Raw genomic sequence first — 20,143 nt, forward strand, 5'->3', positions numbered from 1 at the left:
CGTGACCCGCACCGCCCGCCCCCACACCTCCACCCCGCCCGGCCCGGCCCCCCGCCCAGCCCCCCGCCCGGGCCGCGCCGTCACCCTGGCCGCCCTGGCCTGCGCCGCCGCGCTCGCCCTGACCGCCTGTGAGGGCGCCGGGGCGGAGGAGAGCAAGGGTGCCAACCGGGCCGCCCCGCCCGTCTCGGACCCCGAAGCCCCGATGCCGAGCAGCTGGCCGACCGAGACCCCGACCGCCTCCCCGGAGCCGGGCAGCACCCCCGAGGCGTCCCCGGCCGGGAGCGCGACCCCCGCCCCGCCCGCCGGGGTGGCCGGAGTGCCCACCGGTGCGGGCGTCCTGACGGGCCGTACGGTGCTGCTGGACCCGGGCCACAACCCCGCCAACGGCAAGCACGCCACCGAGATCAACCGCAAGGTGGACATCGGCAACGCCCGCAAGGAGTGCGACACCACCGGCACCACCACGAACGCGGGCTACTCCGAGGCCGCCTACACCCTGGACGTCTCCCGCCGGGCCCGGGAGATCCTGACCGCCCGGGGGGCCAAGGTGCTCTTCACCCAGGACGACGACCGCGCCTTCGGCCCGTGCATCGACGAGCGGGCCCGGATCGGCAACGAGGGCAAGGCCGACGCGGCGGTCTCGGTGCACGGGGACGGGGCCGGCGGCGCCGACAGCGGCTTCCACGTGATCATGCCCGCCAAGGTGAAGGCCGGGAAGGCGGACACCACCGCGATCGTCGAGCCGTCCCACCGCCTCGGCCTGCTGCTGCGCGACCACTTCAAGGCCGCCACCGACGAGCCCTACGCGGACTACATCGGCGAGCAGGGCCTGGACACCCGCAGCGACCTGGGCGGGCTCAACCTCTCCAAGGTCCCGAAGGTCTTCATCGAGTGCGGGAACATGCGCAACACCGGGGACGCCGGCCGGATGACGGACCCGCAGTGGCGCCAGCGCGCCGCCCAGGGCATCGCCGACGCGGTGACCGCCTTCCTCACCACCCCCGCCGCCGGCCCTAGCAAGAGCTGAGCCGCCCGGTCCCGGTCTTGGGTGTTTTGGCACGACACCGTCCGTTTTCGGGAACCCGCCGTACAGTCCCGGAGGGCTTGGCCCTAGGCTTTTGCCCCGTCATCCACCACACAGCCGTCCACGACACACACCGACGAGGGGAACGTTAGTGAATCTGCGCGCTCTCACCAGGGGAGACGCCGCCGTCGCAGGTGCGGCCGTCCTGCTCTTCATCTCCTCCTTCCTTCCGTACCGCACCGCCAGCTTCTGCATGGGCACCATCGCCTGCGACTCGCGGTCGTGGAACGCGTGGGACTCCTTGAACTTCCCCGTGCTGCCCTCGGTCTTCCTGCTGGGCATCGCCGGCGCCGCGCTGGTGCTGGTGCAGCGCTTCCAGGGCGAGGCCGCCAACGGGCGCCAGATCCTCGGCCTGCGGCTGGACCAGTGGGGCACCAGCCTCTCCTTCGCCGCCCTCTGGTCGGGCCTGTGGGCCCTGGCCGGCGGTGGCGAGGGCGTGAGCAGCGGCCTCGGCGCCTGGCTCAGCGTGGTCGCCCTGCTGGTGCTGGCCGGCGCGACCGCCGCCGGCCCGCTGGTGCCCGCCCTCAAGGCCCCGCTGCTGGCGGACAAGCCGGCCACCCCGGCCGCCCCCGCCTCGCCGTTCGCCCCGGGCGGCAGCTTCCAGCCGGGCCAGCCCGGCCAGGCCGGCCAGCCCGGCGCGCCGTTCGGCTACGACCAGGCCCAGGGCCAGGCCGCGGGCCAGCCGCAGCCCGGCCAGCCGCTGCACGGCGGCGGCCTCCCCGGCTACTCCGCCCAGCAGCAGCCCCAGCCCGGCGGCTACGGCTACCCGACCCCGGGCGGCGCCGGCACCACCGCGCCGCTGCCCGACCCGGCCTCCCACCAGGAGCCGACCCAGGTCCAGCCCGCCGTCACCGCCCCGCTGCCGAACCCGGCCGCGGCCACCCCGGCCCCGCCGGCCGCCGACTTCGCGCCGTTCTGGTTCGCCGTCCCGGCCCCGCGCCGGCTCACCCCCAAGGAGAACCCGGCCGGCCCGCCGGTCGGCGAGCTGCTCCCGGGCACCTGGTACCTGGCCGTCGAGCAGCGCGGCACCGCGCTGGTCGCCCAGCTCCAGGACGGCTCGCACGGCCTGCTGAGCGACGTCTCCGGCATCCAGCGCGGCTGACGCCCGGTCAGGACGTGGGGGGGGGGCGGGGGGGGGGGGGCCCCCCCCCCCCCGCCCCCCCCCCACGTCCTGCGCCGCTCAGCAGCAGTCCTCGACCACCAACCCGGCCGGCAGCTGCTCCCCGCCGAAGACGGCCACCGTCGCGTGGTCCCCGCCGAGCGCCGCCACCGCGAGCAGCAGCGCCCCGGCCGTCCAGGTGGTCCGCTCCTCCGGCCAGATCGCGTCGTCCTCGAAGACGTACCCGGTCCAGTACGAGCCGTCCTGGTGCCGCAGGTGCTGGATCCAGCGCAGGATCTCCACCGCGCGGTCCGACTGCCCCACCGCCCAGAGCGCGAGCGCCAGTTCGGCGCTCTCGCCGCCGGTCACCCACGGTCGGTCGCTGACGCAGCGCACCCCGAGGCCGGGCACCACGAACCTCGCCCAGTCCTTCTCGATCCGGGCCACCGCCTCCTCGCCGCGCAGCGCGGTGCCGAGCACGGGGTAGTACCAGTCCATCGAGTAGCGGTCCTTGTCGAGGAACCGCTCCGGGTGGTGGGTGATCGCGTGCCGCAGCTTGCCGGCCGCCAACTCCCAGTCCGGCTGCGGCTCTTCGAGGTAGTCCGCGATGGCCAGCCCGCAGCGCAGCGCGTGCAGGATGCTGGACGAGCCGGTGAGCAGCGCCTCGTCCGGCGCGCTGCCGTCCTCGTCCTGCCGCCAGGCGATCGGCCCGCCGGGCAGCCGCAGGCCGACGGTGAAGTCCAGCGCCCGCCGGACCACCGGCCAGATCCACTCCAGGAAGGCGTCGTCGCCGGTGGACAGGTGGTGGTGCCAGACGCCGACCGCCAGGTAGGCGCAGAAGTTGGTCTCCTTGGCCCGGCTGGTCACCTCGCCCTCGACGTACGCGGCGTACCAGGAGCCGTCCGGGTTCTGACGGCCCGCCAGCCAGCGGTAGGCGGCCTCGGCGGCGGCGTGCTCGCCGGCCGTGTCGAGGGCCATCGCGGCCTCGGTGTGGTCCCAGGGGTCCAGGTGCCCGCCGCCGAACCACGGGATGGCCCCGTCCGGCAGCTGGTCGGCCAGGATGGAGCGGACGGTGTCGGCGGCCTGCCGGGCGTCCAGCACGCCGTCCAGCAGCAGGGCCTCGGGGATCGCGGCCGTCATGCGCCCGCCGTCCGCGGCTTGCTGGCGTAGACCACGAAGCTCTTGCCGATCACCGGGTTGAGGGCCTTCTCGGCGGCCTTGGTGATCTTCGAGATGACCGGGGTGCCGACGATGTCCCAGACCAGCAGCTGGTGGTACGCCTTGACCGGCAACGCCTTGTCGTTGTTGACGCCGACCGCGCACTTGATCCACCAGTACGGCGAGTGCAGCGCGTGGGCGTGGTGCTGACCGTACGGCTCCAGCCCGGCCTCCTTCACCCGCTCCACCAGCTCGTCGCCCTTGTAGATCCGGATGTGCCCGCCCTCGACCTCGTGGTACTCGTCGGAGAGCGCCCAGCAGATCTTCTCCGGCAGGTAGCGCGGCACCGTGACGGCCAGCAGGCCGCCCGGCTTGAGCACCCGGACCATCTCGGCCAGCACGCCCTTGTCGTCGGGGATGTGCTCCATCACCTCGGAGATGATGATCTTGTCGAAGGTGCCGTCCTCGAACGGCAGGTTGAGCGCGTCGCCCTCCATCGCCACCGCCGAGGCCCCGGCCGGGGCCTCCCCGGCCTGCTCCATGGCGGCGAACCACTTGCGCACCTCGGCGATCTCCTCGCCGTTCCGGTCCAGGGCCACCACGTTCGCCCCGCGCCGGTAACACTCGAAGGCGTGCCGGCCCCCACCGCACCCCAGGTCGAGCACCCGGTCGCCGGGGGCGAGCGGGAAGCGGGAGAAATCGACGGTCAGCACTACGGGCTCCCATTCGTTGGTGCGGTGGTACGGGCTGGCGGTGGTACGGGACGGCATCGGCGTGACGTTGGTGCGGCGTGCGGGTGACGGGCCGTCAGGCCCCGGGCGGGGTGCGGCTCAACCGACGTAGCGCCAGCCCGCCCCGGCCCGGGCCCGCTGCCCGGCCCCGGTGGCGACCGCCGCGCGGTACTGCTCGACGGTGAGCTCGGCGGCCCGCTGCCAGGTGAACCGGGCCAGCACCCGCTCCCGCCCGGCCGCGCCGAGCCGGGCCCGCAGGTCCGGGTCGTCCAGCAGTCGGCCGAGCGCGGCGGCCAGCGCCCCGGCGTCGCCGGGCGGCACCGCGAGACAGGTCTCGCCGTCCGGGCCGGCCACCTCGGGGATGGCGCCGCCGGTGGTGGCGACCAGCGGGGTGCCGGTGGCCATCGCCTCGGCGGCGGGCAGCGAGAAGCCCTCGTACAGCGAGGGCACGCAGGCCACCTCGGCCGACCGGTAGAGGTCGACCAGCTCCCGGTCGGTCAGCCCGGTGCGGAACTCGACGTGCGCCTCCAGGCCGAAGCGGCGGACCGCCTCGCTCACCGGGCCCTCGCCCTTCTGCGGCTTGCCGACCACCACCAGGTGCGCCTCGCGCTCGGTCCGCACCTTGGCCAGCGCCTCCACCAGGTGGACCAGGCCCTTGAGCGGCACGTCCGCACTGGAGGTGGTGACGATCCGTCCGGGCACCACGGCGATCTCCTCGGCGGGCGACCAGAGCCGGGTGTCGGCGCCGATCGGCACCACCGCGATCCGCCCCGGCGGGGTGCCCAGGTGCTCGGCGATCTCGCTCTTGGAGCTGCCGGAGACGGTGATCACGTGTGCCAGCCGGGCGGCCACCCGGCGCTGCATCCGGACGAAGCCGTACCAGCGGCGCTTGCCGAGCCGCTCCAGCCGGGTGGTGGCGGCGTCGATCTCCAACTGCCGGTCCACGGTGATCGGGTGGTGCACGGTGGTGACCAGCGGGAAGCCGTGCCGGGCCAGTCCGAGCAGGCCGTAGCCCAGGGTCTGGTTGTCGTGCACCACGTCGTAGCGGCCCTTGTGCGCGGCCAGGTACCGCCGGGCCCGGAGCGAGAAGGTGAGCGGCTCGGGGAAGCCGCCGGTCCGCATCCCGGCCACCTCCAGCACGTCCACCAGCCCCCGGTACTCGCCGAGAGCCGGGGTGCGGAACGGGTCGTCCGCCCGGTACAGGTCCAGGCTGGGCAGCTCCACCAGCCGGACGCTGCCCGGGCCCTCGACCTCGTCCAGCACCGGGTACGGCTGGGCGCCGATCACGTCCACGTGGTGGCCGAGCCGGGCCAGCTCGCGGGAGAGGTGGCGGACGTACACGCCCTGGCCGCCGCAGTACGGGTCGCCCCGGTAGGAGAGCAGGGCGATGCGCAGCGGTCGCGGCGGCAGCGCGGTCATCCGGGGCTCCTGTCCCCTACTCCCGTCCGCGCAGCGGCGCGGGCCGGAAAGTAGATCACGTTTCATGCTTCTGTGGGCCTTGAAGATACCCGGCTCGGGGCCCGCGGGCGGACGGTCGACCCCTGCCTCGCTACTGACGGGTACGTCAGTTCCGGAGAGCTCCATTCTGACTGCTCCACCGGGCAGCCCGACCCGGCCTTCACTGTGACATAGCTCTCCCGACGCCTTCCCGTCGACGTGTCCTCACCTCCCGCCCCGTGGTTCAATCACCCCCGTCCCCTACGTCCGCCGGTCCGCCCGGGGAGGCCCGCATGACCACCACCGCCGCCCCCGGCGCCGGGCTCACACCCCGTCAGGCCGAGCGCCGCCGCCGCATCCTGCGCGCCTCCACCGCGCTGGCCGCCCGGGGCGGGTACGAGGCGGTGCAGATGCGCGAGGTGGCCGAGACCGCCGAGGTGGCGCTGGGCACCCTCTACCGGTACTTCCCCTCGAAGGTGCACCTGCTGGTCGCGGTGATGCAGGAGCAGCTCCAGCACCTGCACGAGCAGGTCCGCCGCCACCCCCCGACCGGCGAGGACCCGGCGGCCCGGGTCGCGGAGACCCTCACCCAGGCGTTCCACGCCCTCCAGCGCGAGCCCCGGCTCGCGGAGGCCATGGTGCGCGCCCTCTCCTTCGCCGACCGCTCGGTGGGTGCCGAGGTGGACGCCGTCTCCGCCGTCACCTCGGCCATCGTGCTGGACGCCGCCCAGCTCGGCCCCACCCCCACCCCCGCCCAGCAGGCCGCCCTCCGGGTGGTCGCCCACACCTGGCACGCCACCCTGCTGGCCTGGCTCTCCGGCCGCGCCTCCCTCGCCGAGGTCCGCGCCGACCTGCACACCGCCGCCCGCCTGCTCACCCTCTGAGCCCACGCGCCCGATCCCGTGCCCGTGAGCCCACGCCCCTGATCCCTCGTCAGGGCGCGGTGTACCCCCGGGGCAGCACGATGCTCTTGGTCTCCAGGTACTCGGCGAAGCCCTCGGGGCCGAACTCGCGGCCGACGCCGGACTGCTTGTAGCCGCCGAACGGGACGCCGCAGTCGAGCAGGAAGGTGTTGACCGCGTAGGTGCCGGTGCGGATCCGGCGGGCGATGTCCAGGCCGTGCTCGACGTCTGCGGTCCAGACCGAGCCGGAGAGGCCGAACTCGGAGTCGTCCGCCAGCCGGACGGCCTCCTCCTCGTCCTGGTAGGGCAGCAGGCAGACCACCGGCCCGAAGACCTCCTCACGGGCGATCCGGCTGTCGTTGCGGACCTCGTCGAAGAGCGTCGGCTCGACGTACCAGCCGCGCTCCAGGCCGGCCGGCACCCCGCCGCCGGTGAGCAGCTTGGCGCCCTCGGCCCGGGCCAGCTCGATGTAGTCCAGGCTGCGCTGCCGCTGACGGGCCGTCACCAGCGGGCCGACCGCCGTCTCCGGGTCCATCGGGTCGCCGGTCCTCAGGGCGGCCACGGCGGCGGTGAAGCGCTCGGCCAGCTCGGCGTGGTGCGCGGCGGGGAGCAGGATCCGGGTCTGGGCGACGCAGGCCTGGCCGTTGTTGAGGTAGGCGGCGGCGACCAGCGAGCGGACGGTGCGCTCCGGGTCGGCGTCGGGGAGCACGATCGCGGCGGACTTGCCGCCGAGTTCGAGGGTCACCTTCTTCAGGGTGCGGGCCGCACTGGCCATCACCAGCCGCCCGGCGGCGGCCGAGCCGGTGAACGAGACCTTGTCCACACCGGGGTGGCCGACCAGGTAGGCGCTGGTCTCCCGGTCGGCCGGGAGGACGGAGAGCACGCCCTCGGGCAGCCCGGCCTCCCGGACCACCTCGGCCAGCACGTAGGCGTCGAGCGGCGTCTCCGGCGAGGTCTTCAGCACCACCGTGCAGCCCGCCAGCAGGGCCGGCGCCAGCTTGGAGGCGATGCAGAACTGCGGGACGTTCCACGGCACCACGGCCGCCACCACCCCGGCCGGCTCGGTGCGCACCAGGGCCCGGCCGAAGGCACCGTCCCGGAGCTCCTCGAAGACGTGCGCCTCGGCCACCTTGAGATAGGCGTCCCAGATCGCCACCGGCCCCTGCCCCTGGGCCGGCAGGCTCCAGGAGATCGGCGAGCCGTTCTGAGCGGTGATCAGCTCGGCCAGCTCGCGGGCCCGGGCGGCCAGGCCGTCCCGGATCCGGCGGACCACCGCGATCCGCTCGGCCGGGGAGGTGCGCGGCCACGGCCCCTCGTCGAAGGCCCGCCGGGCGGCGGCCACCGCGCGGTCGACGTCCGCCTCGGCGGCGTGCGGCACCCGGCCGATCACCTGCTCGGTGTGCGGGGAGCGGACCTCGATCACCCCCGGGCCGGCCGGCCCGGTCCAGGCTCCCCCGATGAACAGCTCGCCGTGCTCGACCACCCCGGTCATCCCCGACTCCTCCACTCACGCCCGAAACTGATACCTGTTCCAGTCCGTTTCTAGTGCGTCCCGCAGGGCGGCGTCCAGACCGCGTCACCCGGACGGGAACGGACCGTGTCGGCACGGACCGGACCTTTCGGGCGGTTAGAGTCTGTAGCCGCCGGTACAACTTCATCCGCTCCTCGACGGGGGAAGCCGGTGGGACTCCGGCACTGACCCGCAGCCGTGAAAGTCGGAATGCCCGTCCGGGAGCGAGCGGCCACGTCGAGGTCCACGGGCGGTGCCCCCACACCGCCGCAACCGCTCACCGAAAGGTCCAAGCACCGCCATGCTCACCACCACCCGCGCAGGCACAGCCGCGCTGGCCACCGCCACCCTGGCCGCCGCCCTGCTGGCCGGCACCGCCGCCCCCGCCCTCGCGGACACCCCGTCGGCCTCCCCCTCCCCCGTCGCGGCACCGGCCGCCGTCTACGGCAAGGGCGACCCGAGCTACGACGGGGTGTGGCGGCAGTCGCTGGCCCTGATCGCCCTCGCCAACTCCGGCGTGGTGCCCGCCGACGACGCGGTGAACTGGCTCACCGGCCAGCAGTGCGCGGACGGCGGCTGGCCCTCGTACCGGGCCGCCGGCACCGACCCGGCCGGCTGCGACACCAAGACCGAGGACAGCAACGCCACCGCGATGGCGATCCAGGCGCTGAGCAAGCTGGAGGGCCACCAGAACGCGGTCAGCCGGGGCGTCGAGTGGCTGAAGCGGGTTCAGAACCCGGACGGCAGCTGGGCGTACAACCCGGGCAACCCGGGCGACGCCAACTCCACCGGACTGGCCGTCAGCGCGCTGCTCACCGTCGGCACCGACCCTGCGGCGGTGGCCAAGGACGGCAAGAGCGCCTACGACGGCCTGGCACTCTTCCAGCTCGGCTGCGCCGCCCCGGTCGGCCAGCGCGGCGCCTTCGCCTACCAGCCCGCCCCGGACGGCACGCTCGCCCCCAACGGACTGGCCACCGCCCAGGCCGCCCTGGCCGCGGCCGGCGGCAAGCTGCCCGTCACCAACACCAACCGGGTGGACGCCGCGCCCAAGCCGCTGGACTGCTCCACCGCCACCTCCGGCCCGGTGCCGCGCGCGGCCTCCGCCGAGGCGGTCTCGGCCCACCTGGTCGGGCAACTGGCCATCGACGGCCAGCACCTGATGCTCACCACCCCCGGCGCCGCCCCCACCCCCGACTTCGCCGCCACCGCCTGGGCCGCCCTCAGCCTGATCCAGGCCGGCCACCCGAAGGAGGCGGCCGGTCCGACCGACTGGCTGGCCGGCAACGGCTACGCCTGGGCCACCAAGGGTCCGTCCGGCACCGACGCCTCCGCCGCCGCCACCCTGGTGCTGACCGCCCAGGCGGCCAAGCTGGACCCGCTCAACTTCGGCGGCAGCAACATCCTCCAGCTGCTGATCGACTCCGGCCCGGCCCCCAAGTCGGTGCCGCCGGCCGCCGGCGCCGCCGCCTCGGACTACCCCAAGGGCACCAAGGCCCCCGGCTCCAGCATCACCGAGGCCGAGAACAACGGCGGCTTCTCCCCGTTCTGGCTGATCGGCGTCGGCCTGCTGATCGGCATCGGCGGCGGCCTGCTGATCAGCCTCCAGCGCAAGCGCGGCAACCACACCCCGGGCGGCGCCGCCAAGCCCGCCACGGCGCCCACCACGACGCGCACCACCGAGCCCGCCGCCCCGGGCGCCACGTCGGACGGCTCGTCGGACGGTTCGTCGGACGGCTCGTCGGGCACCGCGAAGCCCGCCGAGGCCCCGGCCGAGGGCAAGGACGGCGAGCAGAAGTGACGCCCCGTCAGCCCGGTGCGGCGGTGGCCCCGGCCGCCGCCGCACCGGCCTCCCCCGTGCAGCGGGCCCTGGCCCTACCGCTGGCCCTACCGCTGGCCGTCCTGCTGCTCGTCCTCCTCCCCGCCCCCGCGCACGCCACCGGCTACCGCTACTGGTCCTTCTGGAAGTCCACCGGCTCCGCCTGGACCTACCAGCAGCAGGGCCCGGCCGTGTACGTGCCGCCGGACGGCAGCGTGGACGGCTGGCGCTTCGCGGTCAGCCCGGACGGCGGCCAAGACGCCGCCCGGCCCGGCAGTACCGGAGACTTCGCCGCGCTCTGCGCCGACACCCCGGCGCAGAGCGGCCGGAAGCGGGTCGCCGTCGTGCTGGACTTCGGCACCACCGCCGACGCCCCGTCCGGCGAGACCCCGCCCACGCCCTCCCCGCGCACCGGCTGCGCGGTGGTGGCGACGGCCGCCTCCTCCGCCGAGGTGCTGGCGGCCGTGGCCCCACCGCTGCGCTACGACTCGGCCGGCATCCTCTGTGCCATCTCCGGTTACCCGAAGGCGGGTTGCGGCGACACGGTGAACGTCGGCGGTCCGGCCTCCTCGACCGGCGGCGGCCCCGGCGGCGGCTCCGGTGACAGCGGCTCAGGTGACGGCGGCTCAGGCCCGGTCCTGGGCGTGGTCGCGGGCGTCGTGCTGATCGCCGGGCTCGGCGGCGCCGCCGTCTGGCAGGCCCGGCGCCGACGCAGCTGACCCCTCTCCCCCTCCCTTCCCTCCTCCGAAGGTCTCCCGTGCCCCGAGCCACCCGTTCCGCCATCGGCCCGCGCCGTCTGCACCCCGGTGCCTGGTGGCTCTGGGCCCTCGGCCTCGGCGCGGCGGCCTCCCGGACCACCAATCCGCTGCTGCTCCTGCTGATCGTCGCCGTCGCCGGGTACGTGGTCGCGGTCCGCCGCTCCACCGAGCCCTGGGCCCGCTCGTACGGCACCTTCCTGAAGCTGGCCCTGGTGGTGCTGGGCATCCGGCTGGTCTTCACCGTGCTGCTCGGCTCCGCCGTCGGCGGCACCCACGTGGTGCTCACCCTGCCCCAACTCCCGCTCCCCGACTGGGCGCAGGGGGTGCGGATCGGTGGCCGGGTGACCCTGGAGGCGCTGCTCTTCTCGCTCTACCAGAGCCTGCGGCTGGCCACCCTGCTGATCTGCGTCGGCGCGGCCAACTCGCTGGCCAGCCCGTCCCGGCTGCTGCGCACCCTGCCCGGCGCGCTCTACGAGGCGGGGGTGGCCGCCGTGGTGGCGATGACCTTCGCGCCGAACCTGGTCGCCGACGTCCAGCGGGTGCGCACCGCCCGCCGCCTGCGCGGCCGTTCCGACAAGGGGATCAAGGCGCTGCTCAGCGTCGGCCTGCCGGTGCTGGAGAGCGCGTTGGAGCGGTCCGTCAGCCTGGCCGCCGCGATGGACAGCCGGGGCTTCGGCCGCACCGCCGACGTCCCGCCCCGGATCGCCCGGACCACCGGCGCGCTCACCCTGCTCGGGCTGCTCGGCGTCTGCGTCGCCTGCTACGGGCTGCTCAGCGCGGACGGCGGCGGCTGGGCCTTCCCGGTGCTGCTGCTCGGCCTGCTGGCCGCCGGGGCCGGCCTGGCGCTCGGCGGGCGCCGCTCGCTCCGCACCCGCTACCGGCCGGACCCGTGGGCCTGGCGGGAGTGGTCGGTGGCGGGCTCCGGTGCGGCGGTGGCCGGGCTGCTGATCCTGCTCTCCCTCCGCGATCCGGCCGGCTTCAACCCGACCGTGGTGCCGCCGAGTTGGCCCACCCTCCCGGTGCTGCCCGCGCTCGCCGTCCTGCTCGGCCTGCTCCCCGCCTTCGTCGCCCCGTCCCCCGCCCCCTCCTCCCTTCCCCCGAGGCAGCCGTGATCACCTTCGACCAGGTCTCCGTCCGCTACGGGGACGCCGCCGCACCCGTGCTGCGCGAGCTGGACCTGACCGTCCCCGAGGGCGAACTCTGCCTGGTGGTCGGCCCGTCCGGCGTCGGCAAGTCCACCCTGCTGGGCACCGTCAGCGGTCTGGTCCCGCACTTCACCGGCGGCGTGCTCACCGGCCGGGTCACGGTGGCCGGCCGGGACACCCGGGAGCACCGGCCGCGCGACCTCGCCGACGTGGTCGGCACCGTCGGCCAGGACCCGCTGGCGCACTTCGTCACCGACACCGTCGAGGACGAACTCGCCTACGGCATGGAGTCCTTGGGCCTGCTCGCCGACGTGATGCGGCGCCGGGTCGAGGAGACCCTCGACCTGCTCGGCCTGGCCGAGCTCCGGGACCGCCCGCTCTCCGCCCTCTCCGGCGGCCAGCAGCAGCGGGTCGCGATCGGCTCCGTGCTCACCGCACACCCCAAGGTCCTGGTGCTGGACGAGCCGACCTCCGCCCTCGACCCGGGCGCCGCCGAGGAGGTGCTCGCCGTGCTGCAACGCCTGGTGCACGACCTGGGCACCACCGTGCTGCTCACCGAGCACCGGCTGGAGCGGGTGGTCCAGTACGCCGACCAGGTGCTGCTGCTCTCCCCCGACGCGCCACCGCTGCTGGACGACCCGGCCACCGTGATGGCGCTCTCCCCGGTGTACCCGCCGGTGGTCGGCCTCGGCCGGGCGGCCGGCTGGAGCCCGCTGCCGCTCAGTGTCCGGGACGCCCGCCGCAAGGCCGCCCCGCTGCGCACCACCCTGGACGGCCGCACCCCGCCCGCCCCCGCCCCCTCCCCCGGGCCGGTGGTGGCCGGCGCCAACCGGCTGGTGGTCCGGCGCGGCCCCGCCCCCGTCCTGCGCGGCGTCCAACTCCCGCTCCACGCCGGGGAGATCACCGCCCTGATGGGCCGCAACGGCGCGGGCAAATCCACCCTGCTCGGCACCCTCACCGGCCTGCACCGCCCCGACTCCGGCGCCGTCCACCTCGGCGAACTGGCCACTGCTCCGCACAGGGCCAAGCCCCGCGACCTGATCCGGCAGGTCGGCCTCGTCCCGCAGGACCCGCGCGACCTGCTCTACGCCGAGACCGTGGCCGCCGAGTGCTCCGCCGCCGACGCCGACTCCGGTACCGAGCCCGGCAGTTGCCGGGCCCTGGTCACCAGGCTGCTCCCCGGCATCGACGACTCCCTGCACCCCCGCGACCTCTCCGAGGGCCAGCGCCTCACCCTCGCGCTCGCCGTGGTGCTCACCTCCCGCCCCCCACTGCTCCTGCTGGACGAGCCCACCCGGGGCCTGGACTACGCCGCCAAGGCCCGCCTGGTCACCGTGCTGCGCGAGCTCGCCGCCGACGGCCACGCCGTCCTGCTCGCCACCCACGACGTCGAGCTGGCCGCCGAACTCGCCCACCGCACCGTCATCCTGGCCGACGGCGAGATCGTCGCCGACGGCCCGAGCGCCGAGGTGGTGGTCTCCTCCCCGGCCTTCGCCCCCCAGGTCGCCAAGATCCTCGCCCCGCTCCCCTGGCTGACGGTCCCCCAGGTCACCACCGCCCTCGCCGAGTCCGCCGCATGACCGCCCCCGCCGCCGCCCCCGCCGCCACTCCCGTCTCGCCCCTGGACCGCCCCGTCCCGCTGGGCCGCCGCTCCATCACCCTGCTCCTGCTCATCACCGCCATCGGCGTGATGGCCTTCGGCTGGCCCCTCCTGGCCGGCTCCACCTCCACCGTCGCCTACCACTCCGCCGACGCCCCCTGGCTGTTCGCCCTGCTGCTGCCGCTGCTGATCGGCGTGGTCATCGCCCAGATCTCCGAAGGCGGCCCCGGCCAGGCCGGGATGGACGCCAAGTCGGTCGCCATGCTCGGCGTGCTGGCCGCCGTCGGCGCCGCCCTGCGACCGCTCGGCGCGGGCACCGCCGGTCTGGAGCCGATGTTCTTCCTGATCGTGCTGGCCGGCCGCGTCCTCGGCCCCGGCTTCGGCTTCGTCCTCGGCGCCCTCACCATGTTCGCCTCCGCCCTGCTCACCGCCGGGGTCGGCCCCTGGCTCCCGTTCCAGATGCTCAGCATGGGCTGGGTCTGCCTCGGCGCCGGTCTGCTCCCCGGCCCCGCCACCCTCCGGGGCCGCCCCGAACTCGCCCTGCTCGCCACCTACGGCGCCCTCTCCGCCCTCGCCTACGGCACCGTGATGAACCTCCAGGGCTGGCCCTTCCTCGACGCCGGCCTCCCCCCGGCCCTCTCCTACTCCCGCGAGGCCGACCTCCTCACCAACCTCACCCACTTCCTCGCCTACTGCCTCACCACCTCCCTCGGCTGGGACCTCCCCCGCGCCGCCCTCACCGCCGTCCTCTGCCTCACCATCGGCGCCCCCGTCCTGCGCACCCTCCGCCGAGCCACCCGCCGCGCCGCCTTCGCCACCCCGGCCACCTTCGAACACGCCGAGGACGCCTGACCCCCACCAGGGGTCAGGCGTCCTCAACCTCGCTACTTCCTCAGACCTCGAACCCGGCCGCGAACCCGACGAACGACGCCCACGCCTCGACCCCGAACACCAGAGCCGGCCCCTCCGGGTCCTTCGAATCACGCACCGGCACCACGCCCCCGCCCACCGACCCGGGCGCCCACTCGACGCAGTTGCCGGAGTTTCCCTCGGAGTGGGAGCTCTTCACCCACACCGCCACGGACAGATCCACCTTCGGGGAAGTAGCCATGCTCATCAAGTCCCTTCATGACACGCCGGATCAGGCGTGCCGACTGATCGACAGGCAGCGCATGAGCGCGGGTCAGATCATAGTCAGCGGCATACTTGGTGACCTCGGACGGATCGTCGATGAAATGCCCTGACGCAAGGCTTTCGGTGTAGATCCGTTTCTGACCGTCCGCCGACTCCATCAGGATCATTCCTGCCGTGTGCAGCCGGGTCGACTCACCGCGCCCGAACGGCAGCACCTGAATCACGACGTTCGGCCGCCGCATCAACTCCAACAGGTGCGCCAACTGCTCCCGCATCACCTCCACCGACCCCACCACCCGCAGCAGCGTCGGCTCGTCCAGCACCACCACCAGCAGCGGCGCCCCCTCCCCGACCAGCCGTGCCTGCCGCCCCTGCCGTTCGGCCACCCGCCGGTCGATCAACTCCGGTCCCTCGTCCGGATTGTGGGCCTCGAACAGCGCCCGCATGTACGCCTCGGTCTGCAGCAAGCCCGAAACCCGCCCGGTCTGCAATTCCCGGATCTGCACCGCCTGCCGCTCGACGACCACGAACTCCGAGAACCAGTCCCAACTCGGCCGCCGCCCCACCAGATACGGCGTCACCAACTCCCAGGCGGCGACCAACCCGCCCTCCGCCCCGAGCGCCACGTCCAACCGCTCGGCCCAGACCCGGTTCAGCGCCGACCGGTCGTTCTCGTAGTGGCTGATCATCGTCTGATGGGCGTTCAACCGCTCCGCCAACTCCGCCTGGGTGAGCCCGGCCGCCTCCCGGTACCGCCGGACCACCGCCCCCAAGGTCGCCGATGGATCAACTCCCTGCACCGGAACAGGCTTTCGAGCCGCCACACCCGCCCCCAATAGTCTTGCAACGCTCATACCGAAACGCTTGGTGACGGAAGTATCACAGCCTGATGCTGGCCCTGCGGACCCTACGGCGAATTCGCCACCCCACCCCGGAGGCAGCACCATGTCCACCACCACACCCCCACCCGACGGCGGCAACGGTGACCCGCACACCGTCCGCCTGTCCCTGGCCGTCTACCGCATCACCCCGGACGGCACCCGCCTCCCGGTCTCCGCCCGCAGCTACCTCGCGGACGACCGCCTCCCCTTCGTCCGGATGGCCCGCTGGCCGGACTGCCGCTGCCCGCTGCACACCGCCGGAATCATCCAACCCACCTGACCAGAGGCTGACTTGAGCGACATCACCGCCCCGAGCAACCCGACCGACCCGACCGACCACAAGGGAGCCGAACGCCGCCGACGGGAAGCCCGCCTCGCCGAGATCGCCCAACTCGCCACCGCGAAACAGGTCGCTCGCACCCACCTCGAAGCACTGGACGCCCGACTCCGCCGCACCGCCCGCGCCGCCTACTCCGCCGGCGCCTACTGGCACGAGATCGCCACCCACGCCGGCGTCTCCACCGAGACCGCCCGGCACTACCGCTACGACCTGGTCGACGGCATCCCCCGCAACCCCACACCCCCGATGGCCCCGCGCACCATCCGCGAACGCGGCGAATGACACCACGACCTCGGCCCGGCCATCGCGCCAGGGGACCGCTCGGTACCCCAAGCGCACAGTTCGGCACCTGCCACCGGTCGCCCTGACCGCAGCCCGCCACAGCCGGGCCGTCGTCCTCACCCGGCATCCGGCCGACCTCACGGCGCTCGACGCCCGGGACGTGCAGGTCATCGTGGTGCGACCCGCCGCCGATCCGGCAGCCCGACCACCAGAAGGCCCCGGCGCTCCACGAGGAGCACCGGGGCCGTACGGTCAAACCGCCTGCGATCAGGCGGACGTCGGGCCCGCCGACTGGACCACCTCGAAGGACCACAGCTCGGCACCGCTCGCGGCGGGCCTCGGCTGCTCGCCGTCCTTCGGCGCGCCGCCCTGCCCGTGCGCGGCCCGGGCCGGGCCGTCGGCCCACGCCTGGTAGGCCTCCTCACTGGCCCAGCGGGTGTAGACGAGGTAGCGGTCGCTGCCCTCGACCGGGCGCAGCAGCTCGAACCACTCGAAGCCGTCCGAGCCCTCGACCGAACCGGCCCGGGCGGCGAAGCGCTTCTCCAGCGTCTCCCGCATCTCGGCGGGCACGGTCAACACGTTGATCTTCACGACAGACATGCGACCACCTCACGGCCCCTCACCCTCCGCCCCCGTGGAGCGGGCCGCGCACCAGTCGACCAGCACCAGGTCGTACTCCGCCATCAGCCCGGCGAGCCCGGGCACCTCACCCGGCGCCACCGCCACCACCAGTCCGAGCGCCGACACCCGCCCCGCCACGCTCCGCCCGTAGAGCACCGCCGACCCGACCTCAACCGCGAACGAGTCGGCCACCCGTCCCTGCTCCTGGCGCAGCGCCACGCCCTCGTAGGTCCGGGAGACCGGCAGCAGCGCGTACAGCCGCTCCAGCGTGAGCGCGCCCACCAGCGGCTCGGCCGGCCCGCGCCGCTGGTGCAGCTCGGTGAAGCCCCAGCGCTCCTCACCACCGGAGCCGAGCCGGCGCGCGTTCTCGGCCCAGATCCGCCGGACCGCCCGCAGTTCCGCTTCCACCCCGGCCAGTTGGCGGCGCTCGATCAGCTCGACCTGCCGCCAGTCGTCCTCGTGGATCACCAGGTCGTCCTCCGACCCGCCGACCGCCGGCACCAGCGGCGGCAGGTCCGCCAGCATGGTCGGGATCGTGTAGCCGACCAGCCGCGGGTCCACCTTCTCGACCCGCCGGACCGACACCACGGCCCGCCCCGCCGCCAGCACCCCGGCCCGGTCGGCCGGCTCGGTCCGGAGCACCTCCCAGAGGTGCTCCCCGACCCCGAGCCCGGCCCCCGGCCGGAACTCCGGGAGCTCCTCCGCCGGGTACTCCGCCTTCCCCAGCGGGAGCCCGTCGGCCTCGTCGACGAACACCATCACGATCATTCCCCGGCTCTCCATGGCCGGATGCTACAAGCCAGGCCCGAGGCAGGGCAGCGGCCGGAAAACCACTGCCCCCTCAGCCCCGTGCCCTCCTAGGGTGATCCGATGACCGACTATCAGGAAGCAGCCGACCGGACGGCCTGGTGGGCCGACTTCGAACAGCGGACGGTGACCGCCTACCGGCAGGCCGGCTGCTCACCCGCCCTCGCGCAGGCCATTCACGACCAGGCAGTCAAGCGAGCACCCGCGTTCACCCTGCTCAGCGACGCCGCCCACTGGCTCGCCCTCTCCGTCACCGACGGCGTCGGCCGCATCCACGACCTCACCGACCCGGCCGCGCTCCCGTTCGCCGAGCGCTGGTGCGCCGAGCGTGGCGCCACCCGGATCGAGACCCGCCTCACCGGTACGCCCGGCCCGTTCGCCGACTACCCGGTCGCCGGCCAGAACCGGCTGCGGACCTTCGCCACCACCGAACCCCCGGCCCTGCCCCCCGGCCTGACGATCCGCCCGCTCACCAAGGCCGAGTACCCGGTCTGGCTGGCCGCCGAGCGGGACGCCTACGTCCTCGACATCGTCCGGGCCGGCGCTCTCACCCCCGAGCAGGCCCGGGAGAAGTCGGACCGCGACTTCGCCGAGGAGCTCCCCCAGGGCCGGGACACCCCGGGCCACGGCTTCTACGCCTTCGAGGCCGGCGGCGAGGTGGTCGGCACCGGCTGGGTGCAGCACTCCTTCCTCCCCGGCACCACCTTCGGCTTCTCCCTGGAGATCCACCCGGAGCACCGCGGCAAGGGCCACGGCCGCTCCGCCATGGCCGCCGCCGAGTGGATCACCCGTCAGGGCGGCGACCACACCCTGATGTTCAACGTCTTCGGCGGCAACCAGGTCGCCATGAACCTCTACGACGCGACCGGCTTCGCCACCGTCTACGAGACCCGCTCCCGCCCGCTCGACTGACCACTGCCGGGGGCGGGTTCACGCACGGCGGCGCGGCGGGCTCTCAGTAGGTGACGGACCGCCGGCCGGCGGCCCCACCCTCCCGGGAAAGGGCACGGATGGACCCGCTCCTCGGCAGCACCCTCGCCCTGCTGACCGCCCACCTCGCCGCCGTGGTGGCCCTCGGCCTGCGGCTGCGCTCACAGACCCGCCAACTGCGCACCCAGCACCACCTGATCGAGACCCTGGCCCGCGAACTCCCGCCCGGCAGCCGCTTCGAGGAGCATCACCCGGACGGCCGCCGCATCCTGCTCACCGTCCCCGGGACGGCGCCCCGGTGAACGAGCCCGAGCAACTCGACGTCTGGGCGGAGACCGTCCCCGCCACGGAGACCGGCCGACCGACCGACAGCACCGAGGAGTTCGAGGACTTCTACCGGAATCACTTCACCCGGCTGGTCGCCTTCCTGATGGTCCAGGGCGCACAGCTCACGCTGGCCCGTGACATCGCCCAAGAAACGATGATCAAGGCGTACCGCCGCTGGTCGGAAATCTCCCGCCCGGCCGCCTGGGCCCGCACGGTCTCCTCCCGCGCGCTGATCCGGCATTTCAGCACCGTCAGCGAAGACCCGGTGGAGACGGTCCCGGAGACCCGTCTGCTCCGGCTCCGCCCGGACGAACTGCACCTCTGGGAGCACCGGCAGGATCTGCTGACCCTCCTCGACGGGCTGCCGCCCCGGCAACGCCAGGTGCTGGCCTGGACCTTGGAGGGGCACACCCCGAGCGAGATCGCGGAGGAGCTCAGGATCGACTCGGCCGCCGTCCGGGCCAGTCTGCTGAAGGCCCGCCGGGCCACAGCCGCCAAGATCACCCGGGAGGAGGAGGCATGACACCGACCGCTCGCAATCCGCTCGCCGACGGCTACGCGAGCCTCGTCGCGGCCCTCGACACCGCCCTGGACCTCGGGGCCGGTCTGCAGGAGATCCGGATCCACGCCCAACACGCCGATCTGGTAGGCCGGTTGGACACGCTGGTCGACATCGAAGCGGGTCTGGCCGCCATCGTCGGTCCCCCCGGCACGGAGCCGCACTCCGCTCCACTGCCGCAGCAGACCGACGGGCCTGCCACACCGGCCCTCACCGCTGCCCGGCAGCTGGAGCTCCGGCAGGACCCACTCGTCCGCTCGGGCCAGCTCGCCGAGCAGGCCCTGCGACTGCTCCTCACCCTCCGACCGGTCCAGTTGGTGCTGCTGCAACTGGAGGAGTCCCAGCGCACGCCGCCCGACGTGCACGGCGTGCTGGTCATGCGCGGACGGCTCGGCCGCGCCGCCGAATCCGCCCTCCTGGCCGACCCCGACACCGGCCGCGAGGTGGCCGAACGGCTGCGCCGCGCACTCCGGCTCACGGACGTCCTCATGCGGCAGGCCCCCCTGCCGCCGCTGAACAGGCTCCACCGGCTCAGTCTCTTCCTCACCCAGGAAGTGGTCACGGCGATGGACCGTGCCCTGCACCGGACCATCCGGGCGCTGCTGCTCGCGGGTCCGGCGACCATCGCCGCCAACATGGCCACCCCCCTGACCGGGTACCTGGCGCTCGGCCGCGAACCGGTCTCCGTCCGGTACCCCGTCCTGCTGGAGACCCTCCGGGTCACCCAGCTCTGGGTCCGCACGCTGGACGCCGCGCTCGGCGAGCTCCTCGGCACCGTCGACCACCAGGGGCTCTGCTCGGCCCTGCTCGGAGGCCTGCTCGACGACGTGACCCGGGCCGACCTCACGGACGTCTCCCTGACCGAGGAGGAACTGACCGGCCTGCACTGGTCGTTGGAGCACACGCTGTGGCCACGTACGGTCGACGTCGGGGCCTTGCTTGGTAGGTCCGCCGAGCTCACGCCCGGCGTCTACACGGTGCTGCCACCGGGCCTGCTCGCCAACGACTGGGTGCTGGCGTGA

At 74.2% G+C, this 20,143-nt stretch carries 21 protein-coding genes, 1 pseudogene and 1 riboswitch; of the genes and pseudogenes, 14 read left to right on the forward strand and 8 right to left on the reverse strand.

The genetic code is table 11. The annotated features are described in order from the left end of the window. Window position 1 precedes the first annotated feature (1 nt). Both ACIRBX_RS12290 and ACIRBX_RS12295 read left to right on the forward strand, forming a co-directional pair. Window positions 2–1,027 (forward strand): N-acetylmuramoyl-L-alanine amidase, encoded by a 1,026-nt coding sequence (locus tag ACIRBX_RS12290; protein WP_402295870.1) that lies wholly within the window; start codon window positions 2–4, stop codon window positions 1,025–1,027. 148 nt (window positions 1,028–1,175) lie between these two features. Next, on the forward strand, window positions 1,176–2,186 hold the full coding sequence (locus ACIRBX_RS12295) for a hypothetical protein (protein WP_402295871.1): 1,011 nt from the start codon (window positions 1,176–1,178) through the stop codon (window positions 2,184–2,186). 78 nt (window positions 2,187–2,264) lie between these two features. Here ACIRBX_RS12295 and ACIRBX_RS12300 read toward each other — a convergent pair whose 3' ends face one another. From ACIRBX_RS12300 to ACIRBX_RS12310, 3 genes are all read right to left on the reverse strand, one after another. Further along, window positions 2,265–3,323 carry a prenyltransferase gene (locus tag ACIRBX_RS12300; protein WP_402295873.1) on the reverse strand — a complete coding sequence of 353 codons (1,059 nt, stop codon included), beginning with the start codon at window positions 3,321–3,323 and terminating at the stop codon, window positions 2,265–2,267. Beyond that, entirely contained in the window at window positions 3,320–4,054 is a 735-nt protein-coding gene (locus ACIRBX_RS12305; protein ID WP_402296463.1) for a class I SAM-dependent methyltransferase, read from the reverse strand. The genes ACIRBX_RS12300 and ACIRBX_RS12305 overlap by 4 nt, the downstream gene beginning before the upstream one ends. A gap of 117 nt (window positions 4,055–4,171) precedes the next feature. Further along, window positions 4,172–5,491: a glycosyltransferase family 4 protein gene (locus tag ACIRBX_RS12310; protein WP_402295875.1), complete on the reverse strand. Its 1,320-nt coding sequence runs from the start codon at window positions 5,489–5,491 to the stop codon at window positions 4,172–4,174. 311 nt (window positions 5,492–5,802) lie between these two features. Here ACIRBX_RS12310 and ACIRBX_RS12315 point away from each other — a divergent pair, with 311 nt between their 5' ends. Beyond that, window positions 5,803–6,393 (forward strand): TetR family transcriptional regulator, encoded by a 591-nt coding sequence (locus ACIRBX_RS12315; protein ID WP_402295876.1) that lies wholly within the window; start codon window positions 5,803–5,805, stop codon window positions 6,391–6,393. 49 nt (window positions 6,394–6,442) lie between these two features. On the opposite strand, the gene ACIRBX_RS12320 is transcribed toward ACIRBX_RS12315, so the two are convergent. After that, the gene (locus ACIRBX_RS12320) at window positions 6,443–7,903 is read right to left on the reverse strand and encodes an aldehyde dehydrogenase (RefSeq protein ID WP_402295878.1); all 1,461 of its coding nucleotides are present in this window, start codon (window positions 7,901–7,903) and stop codon (window positions 6,443–6,445) included. A gap of 135 nt (window positions 7,904–8,038) precedes the next feature. Further along, window positions 8,039–8,158: riboswitch (cobalamin riboswitch) on the forward strand. A 64-nt stretch (window positions 8,159–8,222) separates the two neighbouring features. On the opposite strand from ACIRBX_RS12320, the gene ACIRBX_RS12325 reads away from it, so the two are divergent. The 5 genes from ACIRBX_RS12325 to ACIRBX_RS12345 are packed head-to-tail and all read left to right on the forward strand — an operon-like array spanning window position 8,223 to window position 14,092. Continuing rightward, window positions 8,223–9,719 carry a prenyltransferase/squalene oxidase repeat-containing protein gene (locus ACIRBX_RS12325; RefSeq protein ID WP_402295880.1) on the forward strand — a complete coding sequence of 499 codons (1,497 nt, stop codon included), beginning with the start codon at window positions 8,223–8,225 and terminating at the stop codon, window positions 9,717–9,719. Next, window positions 9,716–10,456 carry an SCO2322 family protein gene (locus ACIRBX_RS12330; RefSeq protein WP_402295882.1) on the forward strand — a complete coding sequence of 247 codons (741 nt, stop codon included), beginning with the start codon at window positions 9,716–9,718 and terminating at the stop codon, window positions 10,454–10,456. Before ACIRBX_RS12325 ends, ACIRBX_RS12330 begins: the two co-directional genes overlap by 4 nt. Before the next feature lie 38 nt (window positions 10,457–10,494). Continuing rightward, a complete protein-coding gene (locus ACIRBX_RS12335; protein WP_402295884.1) occupies window positions 10,495–11,607 on the forward strand; it encodes an energy-coupling factor transporter transmembrane component T in 1,113 nt (370 codons plus the stop codon). Continuing rightward, on the forward strand, window positions 11,604–13,220 hold the full coding sequence (locus ACIRBX_RS12340; RefSeq protein WP_402295886.1) for an ABC transporter ATP-binding protein: 1,617 nt from the start codon (window positions 11,604–11,606) through the stop codon (window positions 13,218–13,220). Before ACIRBX_RS12335 ends, ACIRBX_RS12340 begins: the two co-directional genes overlap by 4 nt. After that, complete coding sequence (locus tag ACIRBX_RS12345; protein ID WP_402295887.1) at window positions 13,217–14,092, forward strand: ECF transporter S component; 876 nt, start codon at window positions 13,217–13,219, stop codon at window positions 14,090–14,092. Before ACIRBX_RS12340 ends, ACIRBX_RS12345 begins: the two co-directional genes overlap by 4 nt. Window positions 14,093–14,132: 40 nt before the next feature. On the opposite strand, the gene ACIRBX_RS12350 is transcribed toward ACIRBX_RS12345, so the two are convergent. Continuing rightward, window positions 14,133–14,357, reverse strand: coding sequence for a DUF397 domain-containing protein (locus ACIRBX_RS12350; RefSeq protein WP_402295889.1), 225 nt, complete (start codon window positions 14,355–14,357; stop codon window positions 14,133–14,135). A 28-nt stretch (window positions 14,358–14,385) separates the two neighbouring features. Next, window positions 14,386–15,321: pseudogene (locus ACIRBX_RS12355) on the reverse strand (Scr1 family TA system antitoxin-like transcriptional regulator); the annotation flags it as partial. Between ACIRBX_RS12355 and ACIRBX_RS12360 the strand changes: the two are divergent. Further along, on the forward strand, window positions 15,320–15,535 hold the full coding sequence (locus ACIRBX_RS12360; protein ID WP_402295891.1) for a hypothetical protein: 216 nt from the start codon (window positions 15,320–15,322) through the stop codon (window positions 15,533–15,535). The pseudogene ACIRBX_RS12355 and the gene ACIRBX_RS12360 sit on opposite strands and share 2 nt — an antisense overlap. A 12-nt stretch (window positions 15,536–15,547) precedes the next feature. Then, window positions 15,548–15,877: a hypothetical protein gene (locus ACIRBX_RS12365; RefSeq protein WP_402295893.1), complete on the forward strand. Its 330-nt coding sequence runs from the start codon at window positions 15,548–15,550 to the stop codon at window positions 15,875–15,877. 267 nt (window positions 15,878–16,144) lie between these two features. Here the strand turns inward: ACIRBX_RS12365 and ACIRBX_RS12370 are convergent, their stop codons facing one another. Both ACIRBX_RS12370 and ACIRBX_RS12375 read right to left on the reverse strand, forming a co-directional pair. Beyond that, entirely contained in the window at window positions 16,145–16,477 is a 333-nt protein-coding gene (locus ACIRBX_RS12370) for an antibiotic biosynthesis monooxygenase family protein (RefSeq protein ID WP_402295894.1), read from the reverse strand. Window positions 16,478–16,486: 9 nt separating this feature from the next. After that, entirely contained in the window at window positions 16,487–17,281 is a 795-nt protein-coding gene (locus tag ACIRBX_RS12375) for a hypothetical protein (RefSeq protein ID WP_402295895.1), read from the reverse strand. An 87-nt stretch (window positions 17,282–17,368) separates the two neighbouring features. Here ACIRBX_RS12375 and ACIRBX_RS12380 point away from each other — a divergent pair, with 87 nt between their 5' ends. From ACIRBX_RS12380 to ACIRBX_RS12395, 4 genes are all read left to right on the forward strand, one after another. Next, on the forward strand, window positions 17,369–18,217 hold the full coding sequence (locus ACIRBX_RS12380; RefSeq protein ID WP_402295897.1) for a GNAT family N-acetyltransferase: 849 nt from the start codon (window positions 17,369–17,371) through the stop codon (window positions 18,215–18,217). A 98-nt stretch (window positions 18,218–18,315) separates the two neighbouring features. Continuing rightward, complete coding sequence (locus ACIRBX_RS12385; RefSeq protein WP_402295899.1) at window positions 18,316–18,537, forward strand: hypothetical protein; 222 nt, start codon at window positions 18,316–18,318, stop codon at window positions 18,535–18,537. Then, entirely contained in the window at window positions 18,534–19,085 is a 552-nt protein-coding gene (locus tag ACIRBX_RS12390; RefSeq protein WP_402295901.1) for an RNA polymerase sigma factor, read from the forward strand. Before ACIRBX_RS12385 ends, ACIRBX_RS12390 begins: the two co-directional genes overlap by 4 nt. After that, a complete protein-coding gene (locus tag ACIRBX_RS12395) occupies window positions 19,082–20,143 on the forward strand; it encodes a hypothetical protein (RefSeq protein WP_402295903.1) in 1,062 nt (353 codons plus the stop codon). The genes ACIRBX_RS12390 and ACIRBX_RS12395 overlap by 4 nt, the downstream gene beginning before the upstream one ends.

The organism is Kitasatospora sp. NPDC096147 (assembly GCF_044763225.1).
In the GTDB taxonomy this organism is placed as follows: domain Bacteria; phylum Actinomycetota; class Actinomycetes; order Streptomycetales; family Streptomycetaceae; genus Kitasatospora.

Excerpts from the sequence above, each read along its gene's own strand:
- ACIRBX_RS12300 (WP_402295873.1), bottom strand. The coding sequence starts at position 3,323 with ATGACGGCCGCGATCCCCGAGGCCCTGCTGCTGGACGGCGTGCTGGAC.
- ACIRBX_RS12310 (WP_402295875.1), bottom strand. The coding sequence starts at position 5,491 with ATGACCGCGCTGCCGCCGCGACCGCTGCGCATCGCCCTGCTCTCCTAC.
- ACIRBX_RS12315 (WP_402295876.1), top strand. The coding sequence starts at position 5,803 with ATGACCACCACCGCCGCCCCCGGCGCCGGGCTCACACCCCGTCAGGCC.
- ACIRBX_RS12320 (WP_402295878.1), bottom strand. The coding sequence starts at position 7,903 with ATGACCGGGGTGGTCGAGCACGGCGAGCTGTTCATCGGGGGAGCCTGG.
- ACIRBX_RS12325 (WP_402295880.1), top strand. The coding sequence starts at position 8,223 with ATGCTCACCACCACCCGCGCAGGCACAGCCGCGCTGGCCACCGCCACC.
- ACIRBX_RS12345 (WP_402295887.1), top strand. The coding sequence starts at position 13,217 with ATGACCGCCCCCGCCGCCGCCCCCGCCGCCACTCCCGTCTCGCCCCTG.
- ACIRBX_RS12350 (WP_402295889.1), bottom strand. The coding sequence starts at position 14,357 with ATGAGCATGGCTACTTCCCCGAAGGTGGATCTGTCCGTGGCGGTGTGG.
- ACIRBX_RS12360 (WP_402295891.1), top strand. The coding sequence starts at position 15,320 with ATGTCCACCACCACACCCCCACCCGACGGCGGCAACGGTGACCCGCAC.
- ACIRBX_RS12370 (WP_402295894.1), bottom strand. The coding sequence starts at position 16,477 with ATGTCTGTCGTGAAGATCAACGTGTTGACCGTGCCCGCCGAGATGCGG.
- ACIRBX_RS12375 (WP_402295895.1), bottom strand. The coding sequence starts at position 17,281 with ATGGAGAGCCGGGGAATGATCGTGATGGTGTTCGTCGACGAGGCCGAC.
- ACIRBX_RS12380 (WP_402295897.1), top strand. The coding sequence starts at position 17,369 with ATGACCGACTATCAGGAAGCAGCCGACCGGACGGCCTGGTGGGCCGAC.
- ACIRBX_RS12385 (WP_402295899.1), top strand. The coding sequence starts at position 18,316 with ATGGACCCGCTCCTCGGCAGCACCCTCGCCCTGCTGACCGCCCACCTC.
- ACIRBX_RS12395 (WP_402295903.1), top strand. The coding sequence starts at position 19,082 with ATGACACCGACCGCTCGCAATCCGCTCGCCGACGGCTACGCGAGCCTC.